Source organism: Fusobacterium necrogenes, from assembly GCF_900450765.1.
Lineage (GTDB): Bacteria > Fusobacteriota > Fusobacteriia > Fusobacteriales > Fusobacteriaceae > Fusobacterium_A > Fusobacterium_A necrogenes.
On record NZ_UGGU01000003.1, the window covers coordinates 998,699 to 1,022,507 of the forward strand.

The window sequence follows — 23,809 nt, forward strand, 5'->3', positions numbered from 1 at the left end:
ATTCCTCTCTTTATAATTTAAACGAGCTAAATTTCATAAAATATTTATACTTCTCTCCCTAAAGCAGATCTCCACTGTATCTTAGTAACTATATAAAAAAATATTGTTCCCGCCACATAATTAGAAACTAAATTTCCCCAGAAAACAGAATCTACACCTAACCACTTCTTAGTCATAATTATAAAAATATATCTTATTAACCATACTCTTAAAATTCCCATAATAAGCGGAAATTTTGTTCTACCTAAACCTACAAATGCTCCTTGAGATACCATGAATACGCCAAATCCTACTATTGAAAAGGTATAAATTTTTAAAGAATGATCAGCTATACTAACTATCGCCTCATTGTCCTGGAATAATCTTACCAAATAGTTACTACTTGGTAAAAATAATGCTATTATAATCAAAGATATTACAATACTAACCTTACACCCATACATAAATGATTTTTTAGCATTTTTTGATTTTTTTGCACCTATATTTATACTTACCATAGTAGTCACAGTAGTTCCTATTGAAGCCGGAAGATTAAAACACATAGCATTGATATTACTAGCTATTGTCTGTGCAGTCAAAACATAAGCCCCATACTTTTCAACCTCCATATTAATAAGAAAAAAACCAAAATTTATTAAAGAATAAGTCAACATAGTAGGAAAAGCAAGCTTAATCAGTCTTTTTAAAAGAAGAAAATCAAATGAAAATCCTTTCAACTCTAGTTTAGTTAAACTTTTTTTCACAAATAAATCATAGTACATCCAAATAGCTATAATTATATATGAACAAAGTGAAGCTAATACTGCCCCTATAACACCCCAATGAAGTATAGCTAAAAAAAGAGTATTAAAAACAATTTTCAATACTAATAAAATTATCATCCTAATAAGTGTTGCTTCAGGTTGCCCTGTTGCATTTTTGATAGCATTAAAAATAGCTGCCATAAATAACATAGGTATAACAATTGAATATAAGCTCAAATAAAGGAATGTATCATATGCTATCTCTACACTTATAGTTTTTGAAACTATAGAAGCAAACAGTATTGAAGTGGGTGCTACTACTAATCCTAATATAAATGAAAAAACCATTATCTGAGTGCAAATTTTTTTTGTTTTCTCTAAGTCTCCACTTCCATTTATTTGGCCTACAATAGCCATAGATGCTACACCTAATCCTTGAGAAAGAGCATTTATTATATTAATTATTGGTTGCCCAAATCCAATAGCAGCAGCTACTAAATATCCTGAAGTACGATTTAAAAATAATCCATCAGATAGTGGAATAAGAGATTGAACAACTCCCATCATAAGAGTAGGAAAAGAGAGAAATAATAATGTATTAAGAATATTCCCATTCAAAATCATTTCACGACGTTTCTCAATATTAGTAGATAATCCCATAAACTCAGCTCCTTGTATTATTTTATACTTTTTTATTAACTTTTATAGTAGATTTTAATAATTACAAAAATATTATTAAAATTTTTATTGAAATAGTATTTTGAAATAAAGAGTTCAATATGGCGAAAAGGGAAAAGTTTTACATCAAATTACTACTGCCTAATGCAATATTAATTCATCGTAAAATTTTCCCTTTTTTATCTACTAACTACTTTTTAATTCTTTCTACGTATTCGTTAGTTCTAGTATCGATTTTTATCCATTCTCCTTGCTCTACGAATAGAGGAACTTGAATTTCAAATCCTGTGTTGATTTTAGCTGGTTTTAATACCTTACCAGTAGTATCTCCTCTTAATCCTGGCTCAGTATAAACTATCTCTCTCTCTACGAAAGTAGGTAACTCTACTGCAACTGGAGTAGATTCATAGTAAACTACTTCTAATTCCATTTCTTCTTCTAAGTAGTATAAAGCATCTCCTAAATCTTCTTCTTTAAGTTCGATTTGATCCCAAGTTTCTGGGTTAGAAAAAACATAGAATGCTCCATCATGATAAGAATAAACTGCTTTTACTTTATCAAGTCTGATATCATCCATTTTGTCATCTGCTTTATAAACAGCATCAGAAATATTTCCTGATATTAGATTTTTCATTTTAAATTTTACAACAGCGGCGTTTCTTCCTGATTTGTTGTACTCAGATTTTAAAATTACAAATGGATCATTTCCAATCTTGATTGTGCTTCCTGCCCTTAACTCTTGAGCTATTTTCATTTGTAAACCTCCTCAATATTTTTCTATAAAATCTTTTAATTTATTTATAAGATTACATTTTTGTATAAGAAAATCTCTAAAGATAGTATTATAGTACTCTATCTTAGCAAGGTTCTCAAAAAAATAAAGATAACTTTCATTTCCAAGCTCCATGTTATTTTCCTTTCTAAAATTATAATCTTTAAAAAACTTCTCAATATTTATCAAATAATCCTCGTCTGAAAATTTTTTTACTATTCTTTTATATTTATTTAAAAAAGCATTAATCTTTTTCATATGAATATAATCTTCTTGACAATAAATATGCCATACATAAGGTTTTCCTGTCAAAATAGCTCTAATAAAAGAATCTTCTCCTCTTACAAAATTAAAATCAACTATATTAATTAACTCTTCATATTCCTCTTGATTCAGAAACTCCATAAATTTTATCTCTATTTTATCATATTTTAAAGAATTTCTAAAGTCCTCTATTAAATTTTCTTTAAAAAAATTTTTTAGACTTTTCTGTGTCTTTTCTCCCATAGCTAGAATAACCACTTCTTTATCTAAACTTCTTAACTCTTCAAAGAGTGTTGCAAAATTTTTCTCATAAGAAAAAAGAGTCCCTACTATTTTTTTATCTTTATTCTCAATATTACCAAGATATTTTTTAGTATAAAAGGCTCTATTTTTTCTAATCTTTTCTATTTTCTCTAGATAATTAGAGTCAATTATTATTCCTCCAGATTTTTCTGTAAATCCAGGCATAAAGAAAACTTTTTTTAATTTCCCTTTTCCTAATGGAGAACTTTGTAAATGAAAATCCTCTATCCAATCCTCTGCTGAGAGATATTCTAAATTAATTAATAATTCTGAATTTTCATAAGCTATCTCCATATATTCCTCTGGTATCTTACAACCAAAAGCCTCTATAATAACTTGAGATGTAGAAAGCTCTTTTGCTTTTTTCTGTACATAATCAAAAGTTATATACTCTATTCCATCTATTATTTGGTACGGAATATCTTTCACTTGAAAGTTTATTTTCTTAAATTCTTCTATTCTATTAAGAAACACTCTTATTTTTGAATTGGGAAAAACTTTATCTAATTCCTTAGCAATACGATAAACTACTCCAATATCTCCATAGTTATCTATAATCTCACAAAATATATCAAGAGTTTTTAATTCCATTTCTAGCAATATACTCCTTTCTAGCTACATTTACCCAATTTGGACGAGCTATCATAGCTCTTCCAACAGCTACAAGGTCAAGAAGATTATTTTCTACAAGCCAGCTTGCTTGTTTCTCCTTTTTTATATTTCTCACTCCAATAACAGGAATATTTACATGTTTTTTTATCTCTGTTCCCATATAAATTACCCAATCAAGTGGAAAATCTTTAGGTACATCAATTTTTTCTTTTCTTGTATATTTAGGGTCTGGAACTCCAGAAGAAACATGGATTAAATCTACACCTAAAACCTCTAAATACTTAGCTATCTCTATCCCATCAGAAAGCTCTGGTTCATTTCCTCCCATTCTATATCCCAATATAAAATCATCATTAAATAACTCTCTTGTTTCTTCAATTAATCTTTTTGAAAAATACATTCTTCTTTCAAAGCTTCCTCCATACTCATCATCTCTAGTATTCCATAGTCTTGAATTAAGCTGAGAGATAAGATAGGTATGGGCTCCATGTATCTCTACTCCATCAAAACCTGCAAGTTTTGCTCTTTTAAAAGCTAATTTAAATTTTTCTAAAATCTCATCAAGGATAAATTTATCTATATCTTTTATTTTTTCTTTAAACCCTGCATGATGTATCTGTATAAGTACAGGAACATTATATTCATGGCATTTGTCTGCTATTCTTTTAAGTCCAAAGATAAAAGAGTCATTCCATATTCCAAGCTGATTTTCTCTAAGCTTACCATCCTCACTTACAGCTGTAGCTTCAACTATCACGAATCCCACTCCACCACAAAGAACCTCTTCATACCAATCTACTAACTCATCTGTAACATAACCATCTAAGCCTATAATAGAAAATCTTACAAGTGGTGGAAGAACTATTCTATTTCTTAATTCTATATTTTTTATTTTAAATTTATCAAATATAGACGGCATTTTTTTCTCCTTAAATTATTTTAAGCATTCAGGTTATATTATATGCTAAAACTTAAAAAAACTCAATATATTTTTTAATAGTATTGTAAACCTATAAAATAAATGATATAATATTATGAAATTTTTTAAGAGTAAATAAGGAGGAATTATTTAAATGATAGCAACTAGTAATCTAGGCATGAGATTTTCTGGTAGAAAACTTTTCGAAGATGTAAATATCAAGTTTACATCTGGAAACTGTTATGGACTTATAGGAGCTAATGGTGCTGGTAAGTCTACATTTGTAAAAATCCTTTCAGGAGTATTAGAGCCTACTGAGGGAGAGGTAATTTTTGATAAAAATAAAAGAATGGCAGTTCTGAACCAAAACCACTTTGCACATGAAGAGGATAAAGTTTTAGATGTGGTTTTAATGGGACATAAAAAATTATGGGATATCATTGTTGAAAAAAATGCTATATATGCTAAAGAAGAGTTCACTGATGAAGATGGTATTAGAGCTGGAGAGTTAGAAGGAGAGTTTGCTGAACTCAATGGTTGGGAAGCTGAAACAGAAGCTGAAACTCTACTTATGGGATTAGGAATTGGTACTGATTTACATCATAAATATATGAAAGAGTTAGGAGAGCCAGAAAAAGTTAAGGTATTACTTGCTCAAGCTCTATTTGGACATCCTGATGTACTACTATTAGATGAGCCTACAAACGGACTTGATATTAAAGCTATAACTTGGCTTGAAAATTTCTTAATGGATTTAGATGATACTACTGTAATAGTTGTATCTCACGATAGACACTTCTTAAATAAAGTATGTACACATATCACAGATATAGATTATGGAAAAATTAAAATGTATGTTGGAAACTATGACTTCTGGTATGAGTCAAACCAACTTATGACAAAACTTATCTCTGCTAAAAATAAAAAGCTTGAGCAAAAAAGACAAGAATTACAAGAGTTTATTGCTAGATTCAGTGCTAATGCATCTAAATCTAAGCAAGCTACTTCAAGAAAAAAATTACTTGATAAATTACAACTTGAAGATATGCAAATCTCTAATAGAAAATATCCATTTGTTGAATTTAAGCAAGAGAGAGAAGCTGGAAATAACATGCTTAAAGTTGAAAACCTAACTAAAACAGTAGATGGAGTAAAGGTATTAGATAACATTTCATTCACTATCTATACTGGAGATAAAGTTGTATTCTTAGCTAAAAATGATATTGTTAAAACTACTTTATTAAATATATTAAGTGGAGAAATGGAACCAGATTCTGGAAGCTACACTTGGGGAGTTACTACTAGCCAAGCATATATGCCAAAGGATAATACTAAATTTTTTGAAAATAAAGATTTAAATCTAATCGATTGGTTAAGACCATATTCTCCTGACCAACACGAAGCTTTTGTAAGAGGATTCTTAGGTAGAATGTTATTTACTGGTGAGGAAACATTAAAAAGTTGTTCAGTTTTATCTGGAGGAGAAAAAGTAAGATGTATGATAGCTAGGATGATGCTTACTAATGCTAATGTACTTATGTTTGACAATCCTAATGACCACTTAGATCTTGAGTCAATTACATCATTAAACAAAGCTTTAATCAACTTCAAAGGAACAATTTTATTTGGAGCTCATGACCATGAGTTTATTCAAACAATAGCTAACAGAATTATTGAAATCACTCCTAATGGAATTTTAGATAAAACTATGACTTATGACGAGTATTTAGAAGATGAAAAAATTCAAGCCAAACTTGATGAACTTTATGCTGAATAAATAACACTTTTTAATTTTAGTTCTATTTTAATCGCAGTTAAAAAAATAAAAAAGAGCAGATATGTAGTAACCCCTCTTTCTTAAATATCTAAGATGGAGGGTGTAGTTTTTTATGGCTAAATTAACAGAAGAAAATGTTCATCTTATCAAGGAACTATTTGAAAAATCACTGACAACCATATTTAGAAAAGAATTTGAAGCAAATAAAGCAAATAAAAAATAGTTTACAGATATAACAGAATTTAATTTAAGAGGAACTAAAATATACTTATCTCTAATATTAGATACTTGTAGGAAGTATATAGTTTCGTATAATATATCGTCATCTTCTAATTCAAATCAAATAATAGATATGTTAGATAAAGTATTTAGTAGTAATAAAAAGATAGAAAAATTAACATTTCATAGTGATTAAACTTGACAATATCAACATAGTTTTTATATTAAAAGATTATGAAGAAAAAATATAATTCAAAGTCTGTCAAGAAAAAATAATTTAGATAAAGAATAAAAATAAAATTAAAAGGATTAACACCTGCAGAATACAAAAGTCAATCCTTATTAATCAATAATTAAATAATAGTGTCTAAAAAAGAGTGTTCACTACAATATAGGCTGCTCTTTTTTATCAAAAAGACTTTTATTTATAGATATGAACTACTCAAAAATATATCCAATACTTATTTGCGATAAAATATCTCCTTTTTCATTAGCTCGTGAAACTGAAAATTCAAGTGGACCTAAAATACTATCATATGTAAGAGCAATTCCAAATCCTTGCGAATAATCCTTCCAAATTTTTCTTCCATTAGAATAATTTTCAGAAAGCAAATCACTATATGTCCCAATATTCCAACGCGTACTTAAATAAAGATTAGAGTCTAATTTATAAATTATTGCAAGCTTTCCTATTAAAAACTCGTCTACAAGTTTTCTTTGATAGTTATAACCATAAAAAGCAAAATCTCTATTTTGTAAATTATTTTTAGTTCCACCAAGTCTTATGAACTTATCTATTGATGTAACCTCATCTCCAGATATGACCCCTCCATAAAGTCCATAGTTAAAAACAAATTTCTTTCCTAAAGGAAGATATCCATCAAATGTATACAATGGCCCATAGAAATTTGATCCTGATTTATCAAAACTTCCCTCCCAGCTATATTCAAAGTTTAACTTAACTCCAGAGCTAGGAAATTCATTAGAATCAAGTGTATCAAATATAGCTCTAGCAAAAGCTCCGTTATAATTTTTAGAATACTCAATATCTTCAGAATTAAAAGAACCTGTCTTCTGTTCAAGCTCATTATAAGAAGTTTTAAGCCCATAAGAGGCCGTTAATTGATTATTATACTGAGTAAGTATTCCTGCTTCAAAATCTACGCTTTTAATTAATGAGTCAGAGATTTTTTCATTTCCATCATATATAAAAAATGGATTTTCATTATATCCTATATTTGCAAAAATTCCTATTTTATTTGAATAACCATAGTATGCAAAATTTTTTAAATTAATTCCTAGATAATCTCCTATTTGTAAATCAACAAGAGTGTTATTTCCTATCTTACCAAAATTTGTAAGAGTAGTTCCAACATCAAATGTAGTGCCATAACCTGTAAGATAATTTACACCTACACCAAAAGAATTATTAGGAGTTATGTTCACATCTACTACTAAAGTATCTCCTTCTAGCTCATAGTAAATACGACTTATAATATCATTTCCATAAACTTTTAACATATAACTCTCTAACTCATCTAAAGTTATTTCTCTATTTAAAATCTTATCAAGTGTGCTATTTACAATTAATTTATTTTTTTCAGATATTTCATTTTTATACTTGATATTTCTTATTATCAATGTATCAGGTCTTTCAAAAACCTTTTTTTCAACAACACTAGTATTACCTAAATCTTTCAAATATTCAATCTGCTTTCTAGCAGCTTCCTCACCTTTTTTAATAAATAAATTCCCTTTATCTAAATCCGTTGCTGAGTACATCAAAACATCTGGGGATATCAAAATCGAAGTCAACTCTTTTTGTTCATTAGTAGAAGATGCACTCTGTATAGCTACAAGCTGATTTAGCACGCTTATTATATTATAATCTTTCTTATCCTTTACCTCATTTCCTACATCGCTTCCAATAACTATATCAGCTCCCATATTAATTACATCAATAACTGGGAAATTTCTTGAAACAAGACCATCCACATAAAGCCGTCCATCTATCTCTACGGGATCAAATACAGTTGGAATAGCTACACTAGCAGTAACCACTTTTGCTAAATCCCCACTACTCATAGCTACCGCATCTCCAGTATTTAAATCAGTAGTAATTATTCTAAGAGGAATAGGTAAGTTATCAAAATTTTTAATATCTCCAACACTACTTAGAAGCTTCTTTAATTCAAAATAAAGTAACTGATTATTTCCAAATCCCTTAGGTAGTGAAAAGTTAAATTTATTATCATACCTAACAGATAAGGCATATTTTTTATTGATAACCTTCTTTTCAAGTGGAATTTTATGGTCTAGAAACGTTCCGTTAATAAAACTATCCCAATCACTTTTAGTTAAAATAGCTTCAATCTCCTCAAGTGAATATCCAGTAGAATAAAGAGCAGCAATTACAGCCCCCATACTTGTTCCTGAAATGTAATCAGGCCTTATTCCTAACTCCTCTAAAACTTTTAAAACTCCTATATGAGCAAGCCCCTTAGCTCCACCTCCACTGAGAGCAAGTCCTATTTTCAAATCCTTTTTATTTTTAGTAAGTTTATTTTTCTTAATCTCTTCTAGTTGTATAATTCTATTCTCTAGAACCTTTATCTGCTCTTGAAGTTTTTTTATTTCAACATCCTCTTTTGAGGTTATATTCATACTCTTACCAAAGCTCTCTATTGATATGAAAAAGAGCAATAAAAGTAAAAAGTATATAGAAGTAGTTTTTTTCATTCCTCCTCCTTATAACTAAAAAATTCCAACTTATTCTATTATAACAATTTTTTAAAAAAAATAAAAGACTTAGGTAAAATTTGATTTTTAATGTTAAAAATGATATAATAATTTAAAAAATAAGATTGGGAAGATTAAGTAGTAAGAGGTAAGGAAATATAAATTTGTTTCTTTGCTCCTTATTATTTACTTCCTAATCCTAAAATTTAATATTAGGAGGAATTATGTTTGACGAAAGAAAAGTTCAAATGGAATTAGCTGGTAGAACACTTACATTTTCTACTGGAAAAATAGCAAGACAGTCATGTGGAGCTGTAATGGTTCAATATGGAGATACTGTTTTACTAAGTACAGTAAATAGAAGTAAGGAGCCAAGAAAGGAAAATGATTTTTTCCCACTTACAGTTGACTATATAGAAAAATTTTACGCAGCAGGAAAATTTCCTGGAGGATTTAATAAAAGAGAGGGAAAACCATCGACCAATGCAACACTTACAGCAAGACTTATAGATAGACCTATAAGACCAATGTTTCCAGATGGATTTAACTACGATGTACATATAGTAAATACTGTGTTTTCTTTTGATGAGAAAAATACACCAGATTATTTAGGAATAATTGGTTCATCAATGGCTTTAATGTTATCAGACTTACCATTTTTAGGCCCAGTAGCTGGAGTTGTAATAGGATATAAAGATGGAGAGTTTATATTAAACCCTACTCCAGAAGAGCTAGAAACAAGTGAATTAGAACTTTCTGTTGCTGGAACAAGAGAAGCTATCAACATGGTTGAGGCTGGAGCTAATGAATTAGATGAGGAAACTATGCTTAAAGCTATAATGTTTGCTCATGAAAATATCAAAAAGATTTGTGATTTCCAAGAAGCTTTTGCTAAAGAAATTGGAAAAGAGAAAATAGAGTTTGTAAAACCAGAGGTTATGCCACTAGTTAAAAACTTTATAGATGAAAGAGGAATGGAAAGACTTCAAGCTGCTGTACTTACATTAGGTAAGAAAAATAGAGAGGAAGCAGTAGATTCATTAGAAGAAGAGTTATTAGAAACTTTCAAAGTAGAGAACTATGGAGAGGGAGAGGAAGTAGAGATTCCTGAAGATGTCTTAATAGAATTCAAAGGATACTATCATGATTTAATGAAAAAATTAGTAAGAGATGCTATCCTTTACCACAAACATAGAGTAGACGGAAGAAAAACTACTGAAATTAGACCTCTATTTGCAGAGGTAAACTGCTTACCAATACCTCATGGTTCAGCTATGTTTACAAGAGGAGAGACTCAAGCTGTTGTAGTAACTACTTTAGGAACAAAAGAGGATGAACAATTAGTTGACGATTTAGAAAAAGAGTATTATAAAAAATTCTATTTACACTATAACTTCCCACCATATTCAGTTGGAGAAACTGGAAGAATGGGAAGTCCAGGAAGAAGAGAGTTAGGACATGGTTCATTAGCTGAAAGAGCATTAAAATATGTAATACCATCTGAAGAGGAGTTCCCATATACAATAAGAGTTGTATCAGAGATTACAGAATCTAATGGTTCATCATCTCAAGCATCTATATGTGGTGGTTCTCTATCACTTATGGCAGCAGGAGTACCTATAAAAGAGCATGTAGCAGGAATAGCAATGGGACTTATTAAAGAGGGAGATGAGTTCACTGTATTAACAGATATTATGGGCCTTGAAGATCATTTAGGAGATATGGACTTTAAAGTAGCAGGAACTAAAAATGGAATTACTGCACTTCAAATGGATATAAAAATTACTGGAATTACAGAAGAGATAATGAGAATAGCATTAAAACAAGCCTTGGATGCTAGAAATGAAATCTTAGAGTTAATGAATAATACTATTCCCACACCAACACCTATCAAATCAAATGTTCCAAGAATTTATCAAATGAATATATCTACTGATAAAATAGCTGTATTAATAGGGCCTGGCGGAAAAAATATTAAGGGAATAATAGATCAGACAGGAGCTACTATAGATATAGATGATGATGGAAAGGTTTCTATCTTCTGCAAAGACGAGGTAGCTTTAAATGAAACTATAAGACTTGTTAACTCGTTTGTAAAAGATATAGAAGTAGGAGAAGTTTACTCTGGTAAAGTTGTAAGTATTCAAAAATTTGGAGCATTTATGGAAATATTACCAGGTAAAGAGGGACTTTTACATATTTCTGAAATCTCTCAAGAGAGAGTAGAGAAGGTAGAAGATGTATTAAAAGTAGGAGATATATTCGATGTAAAAGTTATCTCTACTGATAATGGAAAAATTAGTTTAAGTAAAAAAAGAGTATAATAACTGGAAGAAAAATTAAGAATAACTTTCGTTCAAAGAATAAAGAGTAACTAAAGCTTACCTCACTAAAAATACAAAACTCGGCTATGCCTCAAACAGTTGTATTTTTTAGTGTTCGCTTTAGCTAAGTTACTCTAATATTCTTTTCAATCTTCGTTATTCTTTAATTTTTCTTTTAAAACTAAAATAGTTAGTAAGGAGAAAAGCAGAGGATGAAATTAGCTTTAATTAGCTTAGGTTGTAGTAAAAATTTAGTAGATAGTGAACACTATTTAGGAATTTTATCAAAAAGAAAAGGAATGGAACTTACAAGTGAAATATCAGAAGCTGATATAGTAATAGTAAATACTTGTGGATTTATTGGAGATGCTAAAGAGGAATCAATAGAGACTATCTTAGAAATTAGTGAATTTAAAGAGACAGGAAATTTAAAAAAATTAGTTGTTGCAGGATGTTTAGCACAAAAATATTCAGAAGAAATTTTAAAAGAACTTCCAGAAGTAGACGCAGTAATTGGAACCGGAGATATAGATAAAATAGAAAAAGTAGTAGACGAAATTTTAGAAAATAAGAAAGTTGTTGAAACAAGAAGTATGACATTTTTGGCAAATGCTAATACAGATAGACTTCTAACAACAGCCTCACATACTGCTTATTTAAAAATCTCAGAAGGATGTAATAAAGCTTGTACTTATTGTATAATCCCACAAATGAGAGGAAAACTAAGGAGTAGAACAATAGAAGATATTGTAAAAGAAGCTAAAAAACTAGTAGATTCAGGGGTAAGAGAGATAAACCTATTAGCACAAGAAACAACAGAGTATGGAATAGATTTATATGGAGATAAAAAACTAGCTTCTCTAATGAAAGAGCTATGTAAGATAGAGGGACTAAAATGGCTTAGAACTTATTATATGCATCCAGAATATGTAACAGATGAACTTATAGAGGTTATGAAATCAGAAGAAAAAATTTGTAAATATTTTGATGTACCTATTCAACATGTTTCTGATAATATTTTGAGAAATATGGCAAGAGCAAAAAGTGGAAAACAGGTAAAAGATGTTTTAACTAGAATAAGAAAAGCTATTCCAGAAGCTACCATAAGAACAACTCTTATAGTTGGATTCCCAGGAGAAACTGAAGAAAATTTTCAAGAGTTAATGGACTATGTAAAAGAATTTAAATTTGATTATGTAGGGGTATTCAAGTATTCGAGAGAAGAGGATACAGTGGCTTATAACTTACCAAATCAAATTCCTGAGGAGGTAAAGGAAAAAAGATATTCAGAACTTGTAAATTTACAAAGTGAAATAGCTGAGAGAAAAAATAAAAGACTTCTAGGGCAAGAGATAGAAGTAATGATAGATGGAATATCTAGTGAAAGCGAATATTTACTAGAAGGAAGAACAAGAGGACAGGCTCTAGAAATAGATGGAAAAGTTCTCACAACAGATGGAACAGCAAAACCTGGTGAAATAGTAAAGGTAAAATTTGAACAAAATTTTGAATATGACTTTGTTGGTCCAATAGTAGAGAATGAAAAATAGTTTTAATCAAAGGAGAGCATAAAAATGAATTTGCCTAATAAATTAACATTTTTAAGACTTATACTTGCCGTACCCTTTATATATTTTCTTCAATTTTCGGATATTGGAGGATTCACATATAGAATAATAGCCTTCATGATATTTGTGATTGCCTCACTCACAGATTTTTTCGATGGGTATTTAGCAAGAAAACATAATTTAATTACAGACTTTGGAAAAATAATGGATCCTTTAGCTGATAAAGTCCTTGTAATTTCAGCTTTAGTTATTTTTGTAGATCTAGGTTATATTCCTTCTTGGATGTCTATTGTTGTAATAGCTAGAGAATTTTTAATAAGTGGTATAAGAATGCTAGCTGCTGCTAAAGGTGAAGTTATTCCAGCTGGAAAATTGGGAAAATATAAAACAACTAGTCAAATGATTGTCATTCTTATAATGATGTTATTTGGAAGAAATATTTACAATTTTTATATGATGTTAATCCCAGTAGTTCTAACTCTTTGGTCAGGTTGGGAGTACACATCTAAGGCAAAGCATTATTTTTTAAATTCAAAGTAGAAAGAGGTATCAATTATGATTTTAATAGCAAGAATAGTAGACTTATTAATTACAGTTATAAATACTCTTATACTCATAAGAGTTATACTATCTTGGCTAGCACCTATGTCAAGAAATGGATTTACAGATTTGGTATATAATACAACAGAGCCAATATTAAGACCTTTTAGAGTGCTTATACCTATGGGAAATATGAGAATGGATATTTCTCCAATTATAGCATATTTCTTTTTTATAATTTTAAGAAAATTAATTTTTATGCTGATATTTTAAGTAGGGAAGCTTTAGCTTCTCTCTTTTTGTAAAATAAGATTAGGAGTGTGAGATGGAAGATATCGTGAGCGAATATCATATACCTGTCTTATATAGAGAGTGTATAGATAATTTAGTAATAGATAAAAATGGCGTATATTTAGATTGTACCCTCGGTGGTGGTGGACATTCGGAAGGGATACTGAAAGAACTTTCTGAGAAAGGGCATCTTATCTCTATAGACCAAGATCAACAAGCTATAGACTTTGCAAAAAAACGATTAGAAAAATATAGAAAGAAATGGCAAGTTTTTAAAAATAATTTTGAGAACCTAGATATGGTACTTTACATGGCTGGATATGATAAAGTAGATGGAATACTTATGGATATAGGTGTATCATCCACTCAATTAGATGACCCAGAGAGAGGATTTTCATATAGATATGACACAAGACTTGATATGAGAATGAATAGAAGTAATCCTTTATCAGCTTATGAGGTAGTTAATGAATATCCAGAAGAAAAATTAGCAAAAATAATTTTTGAGTATGGAGAAGAGAGAAATGCTAGAAAAATAGCAAGATTTATCTGTGAATCTAGAATAGGAAAAAAGATAGAAACAACAGGAGAATTAGTAACAATAATAAAAAGAGCTTATCTTGAAAGAGCTCAAAAACATCCAGCTAAAAAAACTTTTCAAGCTATAAGAATAGAGGTAAATAGAGAATTAGAAGTTTTAGAAAAAGCAATAGATAAAGCTGTAGATTCATTAAAAATAGGAGGAAGACTAGGAATAATAACTTTTCATTCACTTGAAGATAGATTAGTTAAAAAAAAATTCAAAGACCTAGCTACCTCCTGTAAATGTCCTCCGGGACTTCCTATATGTGTATGTGGTTGGAAAGCTAAAATAAAATTGATCACAAAAAAACCAATAGTACCTGCTGGAAAGGAGATAGAATTTAATAATAGAGCTCATTCATCAAAACTTAGAGTGGTTGAAAGGATAGGATAAAATTGAAAAATTTAAGCATACTTCTGATAAGTATAATATCTATCTGGATATTACATGGAGCCTTACTTATAAAAGTTTCAAAAATAGATTTAAGTCTAAAAGAAGATAGAAAAATCTATGATGAACTATTAAAAGAACTTTCTAAAAAAGAGATAGAGTATGACTCTATCATGGATTTAGAAAAAATTGGAAATGAAATGAGAGAAAAGAAAAAGATGTCAATTTCTCAAGATATAGAATTTTTTAAGATAGAGGAAAAATAATGTTAAAAAAAGGAAAAATAATAGAAATAAAGATAGAAAAAATAGTTAATGGTGGAGAAGGTTTGGGATATTATAATGATTTTGCTATCTTTGTCCCTATGTCTGTTCCTGGAGATACTTTAAAAATAAAAATTATATCTGTAAAGAAAACTTATGCTAGAGGACTTATAGAGGAGATAATCTCTGCTGGAGAAGAGAGAGTAGAGGATATTACTAAAATTTCCTTTGAAGATTTTCAAGGTTGTGACTTTGGAATGTTAAAGTATGAAGCTCAACTAAAGTATAAAAAAGCTATGGTTGAAGATGTAATGAAAAAAATAGGGAAATTAGATATTCTAGTTAAAGATGTAATAGGAAGTGAAGATCCATATCATTATCGTAATAAGATAATAGAACCTTTTTCAAAATATAAAGGAGAAATAATCACAGGATTTTTTAAAAGAAAATCTCATGATGTGTTCCAAGTGGAAGAAAATATTTTAAACTCAAGATTAGGAAATGAAATTATAAGAGAGTTAAAGAAAATCCTTAACAGAGAGAAAGTTCCTGTATATGATGAGAAAGAACATAGTGGGATACTTAGACATATAATGGTAAGAACAAATTCCAAAGGAGAAGCGATGGTAGTTCTTATTATTAATGCAACTAAAGTAGAAAAAAGATATAAGGATATTTTAATGGAGCTAAAAAATAAAATAACTTCAATAAAATCTATATATGTTTCATTAAATAATAAAAGAACTAATTTTGCTCTAGGAGAGAAAAACATCTTTATTTGGGGAGAAAAAAATCTAAAAGAGGAAATAAGTGGAATTAACTTTAATATATCCCCTAGATCTTTTTTTCAAATAAATTTAACACAGACAAAAAAATTATATAAAATAGCCATAGATTATTTTTTTAATATAGAAAATAAATATATAGTAGATGCTTACTCTGGAACAGGTACTATTGCTATGATTCTTTCTAAAAAAGCAAAAAAGGTATATGCAATAGAGTTAGTAGAAGCTGCTACATTAGATGGAATAAAAACAGCCCAAGAGAACAGAATAAAAAATATAGAGTTTATAAATGGAAGTGTAGAAAATAAAATTATGGAACTTCTAAATTCTAAAAAAAGAATAGATTCTGTGATATTTGATCCACCTAGAAAAGGAGTCGAAGAAAAAAGTTTGATAAAAATAGCAAAAAATGGTATAAAAGAAATAGTATATATATCGTGTAACCCATCTACTTTTGCAAGAGATGCTGAGATTCTAAGTAGATTAGGATATAAAATAGATGAAGTTCAGCCTGTAGACATGTTTCCAGGAACTTCTCATATTGAGGTAGTTGGAAGATTTTACAAATAGGAGAGAGATATGAAACTAGTAATTTTTATTGTAATAGGATATATATTTGGTGCACTACCTAACGGAGTATGGATAGGAAAATATTGTAAAGGTATTGATATAAGAGAACATGGTAGTAAAAATTCTGGAGCTACAAATGCCTATAGAGTTTTAGGAGTTAAATATGGTATAATAGTTCTCATAGCTGATGCTATAAAAGGATTTTTACCTCCTTTTATAGCCAGTAAATTTGGAATAACAGGAAATTTTCTTCTAATTATAGGTATGATAGCTATAATAGGACATACATTCTCATTTTTTTTAAATTTTAATGGTGGTAAAGGTGTAGCAACAAGTTTAGGAGTATTTTTATTTTTAATTCCTCAAGTAACTTTTACACTCATAATTATATTTATAGCTGTTGTGACAATAACTAAATATATATCTTTAGGATCAATTATATCAGCTATTATGTTACCATTACTCACATATTTTTATCCTACACAAAATAATTTAAATAAGCTACCTTTAGTATTAATGACGATTATTATAGGATTATTTGTTGTATACAAGCATAAAAGTAATATTAAAAGACTTCTAAAAGGAACAGAAAACAAATTTAAGCTAAAATAGGAGGAAGTATATGAAAAAAGTTGTAATAATAGGATCAGGAAGCTGGGGAACTGCTTTAGGACTTGTCCTTGCTGGAAAAGGATATGATGTGACACTTTGGGAATATAATAAACAACAAGCTGAAAATATTCAAAATTCAAGGGAAAACACGAGATATCTTCCTGGTGTCAAACTACCCAATAACTTAAATATAACTTCTGAAAGTAAGGATCTACTAAAGGATGTTAGATATGTAATTTTTTCAGTTCCATCTCAAGTATTAAGAACTGTAATAAGACAATTTTCTCCTCAAATTACCGAAGAGATGATATTAGTCAATACAGCTAAAGGAATAGAAGTATCTACTGGTATGAGATTATCAGAAGTAATAAAAGATGAGATAATAGGAAAGTATCACAAAAATATAGTGATACTATCTGGACCAACACACGCTGAAGAAGTATCTATTGGCCTTCCTACTACAATAGTAGCAGCTGGCAAAAAAGATAAAGCAGCCGAAATACAGGAATTATTCAACACAAAAGATTTTAGAGTATATTTAAATGAAGATATAATAGGTGTTGAGATTGGAGCAGCTGTTAAAAATTGTCTCGCAATAGGTGCTGGAATTGCAGATGGTATAGGTTTTGGAGACAATACAAAAGCTGCTTTAATAACTAGGGGCATAGCTGAAATGACAAGATTTGGAAAAGCATTAGGAGCTGATGAGAGAACTTTTTCTGGACTTAGTGGGATAGGAGATCTAATAGTGACTTGTGCTAGTAAGCATAGTAGAAATAGGTATGTCGGAGAGTGCCTAGGAAGAGGACAAACTATTCATGAGATTTTAAAAAGTATGACAATGGTAGCTGAAGGAGTTCCAACTGTAAAAGCTGTATATGAACAAGCTCAAAGTTTGAATATATCTATGCCAATAGTAGAAGCTACATATAATATTATTTATAATAATGCAGATGCTCGTGAAATGGTAGAGGAGCTCATGAAAAGAGAACTGAAAGAAGAATTTTATTAATTAATATTAAAATAAAAAGTGGGGATGCGAAATGACTTTAGATAAGGACCTTATTTCATATTATCTAGAAGATATAAGAAATTATGAAATATTAAAAAAAGACGAAGAGATTGAGTTATTGAAAAAAGCAAAAGCTGGGGATAATGAAGCTAAGAATAAGTTGATTGTTTCTAATTTAAGACTTGTAGTGAACGTGGCTAAAAATTATGTAAATAGAGGCCTTAGTCTTATAGACTTGATCAGTGAAGGTAATTTTGGATTAATCTATGCCATAGAAAAATTTGATATGAATAAAGGATTTAGATTTTCTACCTATGCTGTATGGTGGATAAAACAATCTATAACAAAGGCTATCATTTGTAAAGGACGAGGTATAAGAATACCTTCATATAAATATGATCTATTGAGTAAAGTTAATAGATATGTTTTAAAAAGAGTTAGAGAATATGGTGTATATCCTACTGTTGATGAAATATCTGAAGAGTTAGAAATAGAAAAAGAAAAAATAGAAGAAATCATGGTAGCTTTTCAAGATCCTATGTCTCTGAGTATGAGTATAGGAGATGACATTCAGTTAGAGGATGTCATAGCTGATGGGGAAGATAATACTCTTGAAGATAGTATAATCGAAGAAATCCAGAGGTCTGAAGTTAGACAGATAGTAAAAGTTCTAGCCGATAGAGAAAAACAGATACTAAAGCTAAGATTTGGACTTGATGGTGAAGAAATACACACTCTTGAAGAGATAGGACAAACCTTTAATATAACACGTGAAAGAGTTAGACAGATTGAAAAGAAAACACTACACAAATTAAAAGTATACTGCGAAAAAAATAAGCATAAGTTTTTTTAAAACTTCTTAGCTAAGGAGGAAAGAAATTGAAAATAAGAATACAAAGAATAGAATTTTTAAAGAGATTGAGAATAATAGAAAAAACGATTAATGAGAATAAAATAAAACCTATTATCTCTTGTGCTTATATAGAAACAAGAGGTGATAATCTTTTCTTTTGCGGAACTAATCTAGAAACAACTATTACTACTGAAATGCAGTGTAAGGAGATAATAGAAGCTGGAAAACTTGTATTTCAGTATCAGTTAATAGAAGAGTATTTAAAAGAATTAAAAGATGATACCGTAATTTTTTCTGAAATAGATGGAAATTTATTGATAGAAAGTTCCGATTCATCTTCAGAATTTTCTTTGATGAATGCTGAGGATTTTCCTAAAATTCTAGTAAATGAAAATTTTTCTGAAAAAATAGAGGAATTTAAAATTAATAGCATAGAATTAGCAGAGATATTTGAAAAAATAAAATATGCCGCTTCCCCATCTAGTGATAATCTTTCCATAAATTGTATCAGACTGGAAAGTGAAGATAACAGATTAAAGTTCATCACGACAGATACATATAGGTTAGTCTATTTAGAAAAAGAATTAGAAAGGATAAAAAGTAAAATAGAAGTAAGTATTCCATTAAATACAGTAGAAGCTCTAACTAAGTTACTAAGAAGTATAGAAAGCACAGAAATAACCTTTTATTTTATCAATAGACAAATTTTCTTTAAAACTCCAGATGTTCTTATAGTAAGTAGAATAATAGACATGGCTTTTCCTAATTACAAAGGGATCTTACTAAATAACAATTACAATAAAAAATTGACTATAAATGCTGAAATATTTATGAAAATTTTAAAAAGAATAACTATATTTGTAAGAAATAATAATGAGACAAAATACGGTGCTACTTTCTATTTCAATGGAAAAGAAATGCAAGTTCATGGAGTAAATGAAGTAGCCAAGATAAATGAGGAGTTAGTAGTCAACTATGAAGGAGAAAATATGAAAATAGCCCTAAATACAAAATTTTTATCTGATTTTATCCAAAATCTGAATAAATCTAAGGATATCACATTAGAATTCGTAGCCTCAAATAGTTCTGTAAAGATAAAAGAAAATGATGTAGAGGATTATTTATACATTTTAATGCCACTTGCTCTAAAGGAATAAATAAAAATCTAATATTATAAAAAATTTTGGATTTAAATAAATATTTTGATAATATTTATTGATTGGGGAGGAAAAATGATTAGAAGAGATACATTACTAATTGTAGATGATTTAGAAATGAATAGAGCAATATTAAGTAATATTTTTAAAAAAAAATATAAAATAGTTGAAGCATCAGATGGAGATGAAGCATTAGAATATATAAAAGAAAATTCTCATAAAACAATTGCAATTCTATTGGATTTAGTTATGCCAAGAGTAAGTGGTATAGAGGTATTACGAGCTATAAAATATAAAAAAATAGCTGATGAAGTACCAATTTTTATCATTACAGCTAAAAATTCTGAAAAAATTATGTATGAAGCTTATGAATTAGGCGTGAAAGATATTTTAGAAAAACCTTTTGTTCCATATTTTCTAAAAAAAAGAATTGAAAATGTAATAGAATTTTATGAAATGAAAGAAAATCATAAAAAAATATTAGAAAATTTGAATAAAGATTTCAATAATATTTTAAACTTAGCACTCGAAGGTAAAACAGCTGAAATAAAGAAATTTACTGAAGAGACTTTAAAAAAATTAACTATATAAATTCATATACGCTATATTTAAATTAAAAGCTTAGGAGGCCCTTTATGAGACTAATATTTATACTATTTTTTACCTTTTGTAGTTTAGCGCTAGCTTGTACAGGTATCACCATAAAAACTTTGGATAACAAAACAATACAAGCTAGAACTATTGAATATGGAGAAAGTAATCTCAACAGTAAATTAGTTATCTCTCCAAGAGAAAAAGAATATCAATCTCTTACTCCAGATGGAAAATTTGAAGGATATAAGTGGAAAGGAAAATATGGTTATGTGGGAGCTAGTCTTATCACCGATATGTTTATAGGAGAAGGGATAAATGAAGCTGGTCTTAATGCTGGTTTATTTTACTTTCCTCATTATGGAAGTTTAGCTAAATTTGATAAAAAAAATTCAAAAAAATCCATTGTAGATATGCAACTTGTAAGTTGGATACTATCAAATTTCTCAACTGTTGATGAAGTAAAAGAAGGTTTAAAGAAAATAAAAATTGTAAACATTGGTTATGATAAAGATGGTAATCCTCTTCCTACAGCTCATTGGAGGGTAGCTGATACAAAAGGCGGAAATATTGTTATTGAAATTATAAACAATGGTGAGATAAAAATTCATGAGAATAAGATAGGTGTTTTAACTAACTCTCCTGACTATGAGTGGCACATGAAAAATCTTAATAACTATATTAATCTTTATGCTGGAAATGCTAAAAATTTTAATATAAATGGACAAGAATTTTTCTCATTTGGAGCTGGAACTGGAGCTATAGGCTTGCCTGGAGATATCACTCCTCCATCAAGATTTGTAAGAGCTTTTTATTTCCTCAATACTATGAAGCCAGCTAATACTTCAAAAGAAGCTATTAATGAAGCTATTCATATATTAAATAATTTTGATCTACCAATAGGAGTAGAATATCCAGCTGAACATAAGACTTATATTCCAAAAGATCTCCCAAGTGCAACTCAATGGACAGCCATCAGCAGTTTAAACGATAAAGAATTTTATTATAAAACTATGTATAACAGCCAAATCAGAAAAATAGATTTGAAAAAAATAAATTTCTCTAAAATAGATTATACAACTATACCTTTAGATGAAAAACCTGAGGAAAATATTAAAGAACTTATATTTTAATTATAAAATCTATAACTTTTACAAAATATCCAAATAGTCATAAATAAAGAGCAAGTTTGGTAATCACTACCCAACTTGCTCTAGTTATTTTATTAAATTATAGACTTTTAAAAAATTTTATAGCTCTTAAAGCATCATTTTTATTCCCTGTAAATTTATTGCTAAAATAATAACGTTCTGCATCTAAAAGTGTAAGTCCCTCATATAATTTTTTATGACTAAACTCCCTTATATGAGCATAGTCTCTAAAACTAAAATTATAAAATTCAATAGGGATACTTCCTATATCTTGAAATCTGATATGCTTTTCTACATAATCAAAAAAATATTCAAATCTAGCTGAATCAAATATCACATTTATTAATACAGATTTGCAAGCATTAAAATCTGAAAAATTTAATCCTTTATTTACAATATCATTAAATGCACCATAAAGAGTTTTATTTGATACCACATAACTATAAGAAATATCTTGTTTTACTCCACTATTCACACTCATACTTCTTAGAGTATATGTACCAGCTAAATTATCAAAATATAAAGTAAGCTTCTTATTTGGAATATTCCCGTCAATCACTACAATTTCTTCATTGCTAGTTTCTCCCTTTTTTAACCATCCTCTTAACTTTTTTATTCCACTTCTATAACTATTCTTATCTCTTATATCAATAATGGCCAACATATTCATCACTACCTATCAGGCGTTACTGTTCCATTTTGTGATAACGTTGTTCCTCTAATAGTGACATTTCTTCTTTCTACTAATGGCAAATTTCTCTTATTTACAGAAGTTCTCCATGGCTCCCATATAAGTCCTGTTGCTCCTTCTGCCTTGATGTTTATATTTCTACTATTAGCAGGTAAAGGTATAATAGTCTTAAATGGAGCTGTTTTATTATATCCATTATCACTCCAAGAGTTTTTAGTTACTATTTCATTTCCTTTACTATCATAATTTAGCTCTTCCCAGTCAACAAAAAATCTAGCTATATATGCCCCATAATGCTCTAATACAAGTTCTCCACTATTAAAAACCTCTGTTTTCACCTCTACATACTCAGTTTTTGTACTTGTAATAGCCAATTCGTTATTTTTTAGAAAAGTAGTTGTATATGAGATTGGAAAACTAGGATTACTCTTCGAAAATGTAAGCCCTGAATTTAAAACTGCTCTCATATCATCTAAAGCTTGTAATCCAACCCCCTTACTTTCGTCTATTGTTCCACCAACTACTATTAGATTAAATGATGAATTCTTTAAGATATTTGTATAATCTAAGTTCTGACTTATATCAACTCCTCTTACTGCCGCCGAGAAAGCTTCTTTTACTTTATCACTATTTTCTGTAGTCTCAAATTTTATATATACAACTCTTCCAAAATCTATATTTGAAACATATACTGGTGGATTATCATTATTGACTCCTTTTGCTTGAAAATCTTCCCAAGTAATACTATCAGCTATAAGATTTGAAGGTTGAATAACAGCATTCATACTAGCTGAATAATAAATTTGTTTAAGTCTACATAGATAAATCTGTTTTTTTCCTACATTTTCATAATTTATATTTAACTTATTGATCAAATTTTTTGCTTCTAATCCAAACTCTGCCATCATCTGAGCTTCTGAATAAAGCATACTTTCTTTATAATCTAAAATCGTCGAATGTTTATTTGTAGCGCTATATTTATCTAACCACAATTGTGCTATATCATTAATCTTTCCCATCACAGTACTTAAAGTTGGATTTTCAATAGTTGCACTTGCCTCATTACTATCTAAGCCGCTCAAGTTATTGACTCTAAAAGAAAGAGATTTTTTTTCACAACTAACCTCTGTTGGCAAATTTTCCATTAATCTCTGATTTGCTAAAAATATAGCTCCTAAATAAATTCTATCTAAAGTACTTGTTACTACAGAAATATCAAAAAGTTTGTCTGTAATGTTTCTTTTAGCTCTTGTTGTAACTATAAACTTATCTGTAGAAAGACTACTCTCCTTAGGTAAAAATTGACTAATAGTCTCTCCATCATAAGCTAGTACCTTTTTTGAATCGTAATTAAGACCTCTTATTCCTTCATCAATTGTCATATTATACCTCCTATATCGAA

At 29.0% G+C, this 23,809-nt stretch carries 22 protein-coding genes and 1 pseudogene; 16 read left to right on the top strand and 7 right to left on the bottom strand.

Going from position 1 to position 23,809, the window contains the following annotated elements; genetic code table 11:
- Positions 1 to 44 precede the first annotated feature (44 nt).
- From DYA59_RS05010 to DYA59_RS05025, 4 genes are all read right to left on the bottom strand, one after another.
- Entirely contained in the window at positions 45 to 1,403 is a 1,359-nt protein-coding gene (locus tag DYA59_RS05010; RefSeq protein ID WP_115269978.1) for an MATE family efflux transporter, read from the bottom strand.
- A gap of 208 nt (positions 1,404 to 1,611) precedes the next feature.
- Entirely contained in the window at positions 1,612 to 2,175 is a 564-nt protein-coding gene (gene efp / locus DYA59_RS05015; protein WP_115269980.1) for an elongation factor P, read from the bottom strand.
- A 12-nt stretch (positions 2,176 to 2,187) separates the two neighbouring features.
- Positions 2,188 to 3,351 (bottom strand): elongation factor P maturation arginine rhamnosyltransferase EarP, encoded by a 1,164-nt coding sequence (earP, locus tag DYA59_RS05020; RefSeq protein ID WP_115269982.1) that lies wholly within the window; start codon positions 3,349 to 3,351, stop codon positions 2,188 to 2,190.
- Positions 3,332 to 4,291 (bottom strand): NADH:flavin oxidoreductase, encoded by a 960-nt coding sequence (locus DYA59_RS05025; protein WP_115269984.1) that lies wholly within the window; start codon positions 4,289 to 4,291, stop codon positions 3,332 to 3,334. The genes earP and DYA59_RS05025 overlap by 20 nt, the downstream gene beginning before the upstream one ends.
- A 154-nt stretch (positions 4,292 to 4,445) precedes the next feature.
- On the opposite strand from DYA59_RS05025, the gene DYA59_RS05030 reads away from it, so the two are divergent.
- From DYA59_RS05030 to DYA59_RS09680, 3 genes and pseudogenes are all read left to right on the top strand, one after another.
- The gene (locus tag DYA59_RS05030; protein ID WP_115269986.1) at positions 4,446 to 6,068 is read left to right on the top strand and encodes an ABC-F family ATP-binding cassette domain-containing protein; all 1,623 of its coding nucleotides are present in this window, start codon (positions 4,446 to 4,448) and stop codon (positions 6,066 to 6,068) included.
- A gap of 232 nt (positions 6,069 to 6,300) precedes the next feature.
- Positions 6,301 to 6,483, top strand: coding sequence for a hypothetical protein (locus DYA59_RS09675; protein ID WP_407918895.1), 183 nt, complete (start codon positions 6,301 to 6,303; stop codon positions 6,481 to 6,483).
- Between the two features lie 89 nt (positions 6,484 to 6,572).
- Positions 6,573 to 6,644, top strand: a pseudogene (locus DYA59_RS09680) (IS3 family transposase); the annotation flags it as partial.
- Positions 6,645 to 6,725: 81 nt separating this feature from the next.
- Here DYA59_RS09680 and DYA59_RS05035 read toward each other — a convergent pair.
- Positions 6,726 to 9,026, bottom strand: a complete 2,301-nt coding sequence (locus tag DYA59_RS05035; RefSeq protein WP_115269988.1) for a patatin-like phospholipase family protein — start codon at positions 9,024 to 9,026, stop codon at positions 6,726 to 6,728.
- Between the two features lie 224 nt (positions 9,027 to 9,250).
- On the opposite strand from DYA59_RS05035, the gene pnp reads away from it, so the two are divergent.
- The 13 genes from pnp (at position 9,251) to DYA59_RS05100 (ending at position 21,698) form a co-directional block, all read left to right on the top strand.
- Entirely contained in the window at positions 9,251 to 11,350 is a 2,100-nt protein-coding gene (pnp, locus tag DYA59_RS05040; protein WP_115269990.1) for a polyribonucleotide nucleotidyltransferase, read from the top strand.
- Between the two features lie 212 nt (positions 11,351 to 11,562).
- On the top strand, positions 11,563 to 12,900 hold the full coding sequence (gene rimO, locus DYA59_RS05045) for a 30S ribosomal protein S12 methylthiotransferase RimO (protein WP_115269992.1): 1,338 nt from the start codon (positions 11,563 to 11,565) through the stop codon (positions 12,898 to 12,900).
- Positions 12,901 to 12,924: 24 nt separating this feature from the next.
- Positions 12,925 to 13,458 (top strand): CDP-diacylglycerol--glycerol-3-phosphate 3-phosphatidyltransferase, encoded by a 534-nt coding sequence (gene pgsA, locus DYA59_RS05050; protein WP_115269994.1) that lies wholly within the window; start codon positions 12,925 to 12,927, stop codon positions 13,456 to 13,458.
- Positions 13,459 to 13,473: 15 nt separating this feature from the next.
- Positions 13,474 to 13,731, top strand: a complete 258-nt coding sequence (locus DYA59_RS05055; protein ID WP_115269996.1) for a YggT family protein — start codon at positions 13,474 to 13,476, stop codon at positions 13,729 to 13,731.
- A gap of 52 nt (positions 13,732 to 13,783) precedes the next feature.
- Positions 13,784 to 14,725, top strand: a complete 942-nt coding sequence (rsmH, locus tag DYA59_RS05060; protein WP_115269998.1) for a 16S rRNA (cytosine(1402)-N(4))-methyltransferase RsmH — start codon at positions 13,784 to 13,786, stop codon at positions 14,723 to 14,725.
- A gap of 2 nt (positions 14,726 to 14,727) precedes the next feature.
- Positions 14,728 to 14,988: a hypothetical protein gene (locus tag DYA59_RS05065; protein WP_115270000.1), complete on the top strand. Its 261-nt coding sequence runs from the start codon at positions 14,728 to 14,730 to the stop codon at positions 14,986 to 14,988.
- A complete protein-coding gene (rlmD, locus tag DYA59_RS05070) occupies positions 14,988 to 16,340 on the top strand; it encodes a 23S rRNA (uracil(1939)-C(5))-methyltransferase RlmD (protein WP_115270002.1) in 1,353 nt (450 codons plus the stop codon). Before DYA59_RS05065 ends, rlmD begins: the two co-directional genes overlap by 1 nt.
- Before the next feature lie 9 nt (positions 16,341 to 16,349).
- Positions 16,350 to 16,952, top strand: a complete 603-nt coding sequence (gene plsY / locus DYA59_RS05075; protein WP_115270004.1) for a glycerol-3-phosphate 1-O-acyltransferase PlsY — start codon at positions 16,350 to 16,352, stop codon at positions 16,950 to 16,952.
- A 10-nt stretch (positions 16,953 to 16,962) separates the two neighbouring features.
- Positions 16,963 to 17,964 (top strand): NAD(P)H-dependent glycerol-3-phosphate dehydrogenase, encoded by a 1,002-nt coding sequence (locus tag DYA59_RS05080; protein WP_115270006.1) that lies wholly within the window; start codon positions 16,963 to 16,965, stop codon positions 17,962 to 17,964.
- Positions 17,965 to 17,995: 31 nt separating this feature from the next.
- Positions 17,996 to 18,817 carry a sigma-70 family RNA polymerase sigma factor gene (locus DYA59_RS05085; protein WP_115270008.1) on the top strand — a complete coding sequence of 274 codons (822 nt, stop codon included), beginning with the start codon at positions 17,996 to 17,998 and terminating at the stop codon, positions 18,815 to 18,817.
- Positions 18,818 to 18,843: 26 nt separating this feature from the next.
- On the top strand, positions 18,844 to 19,974 hold the full coding sequence (dnaN, locus tag DYA59_RS05090; RefSeq protein WP_115270010.1) for a DNA polymerase III subunit beta: 1,131 nt from the start codon (positions 18,844 to 18,846) through the stop codon (positions 19,972 to 19,974).
- 75 nt (positions 19,975 to 20,049) lie between these two features.
- Entirely contained in the window at positions 20,050 to 20,565 is a 516-nt protein-coding gene (locus DYA59_RS05095; RefSeq protein WP_115270012.1) for a response regulator, read from the top strand.
- 44 nt (positions 20,566 to 20,609) lie between these two features.
- On the top strand, positions 20,610 to 21,698 hold the full coding sequence (locus DYA59_RS05100; protein ID WP_115270014.1) for a linear amide C-N hydrolase: 1,089 nt from the start codon (positions 20,610 to 20,612) through the stop codon (positions 21,696 to 21,698).
- Positions 21,699 to 21,795: 97 nt separating this feature from the next.
- Here DYA59_RS05100 and DYA59_RS05105 read toward each other — a convergent pair whose 3' ends face one another.
- Positions 21,796 to 22,380 (bottom strand): hypothetical protein, encoded by a 585-nt coding sequence (locus DYA59_RS05105; protein WP_115270015.1) that lies wholly within the window; start codon positions 22,378 to 22,380, stop codon positions 21,796 to 21,798.
- A gap of 8 nt (positions 22,381 to 22,388) precedes the next feature.
- Positions 22,389 to 23,789 (bottom strand): thiol-activated cytolysin family protein, encoded by a 1,401-nt coding sequence (locus tag DYA59_RS05110; RefSeq protein ID WP_115270017.1) that lies wholly within the window; start codon positions 23,787 to 23,789, stop codon positions 22,389 to 22,391.
- Positions 23,790 to 23,809 lie beyond the last annotated feature (20 nt).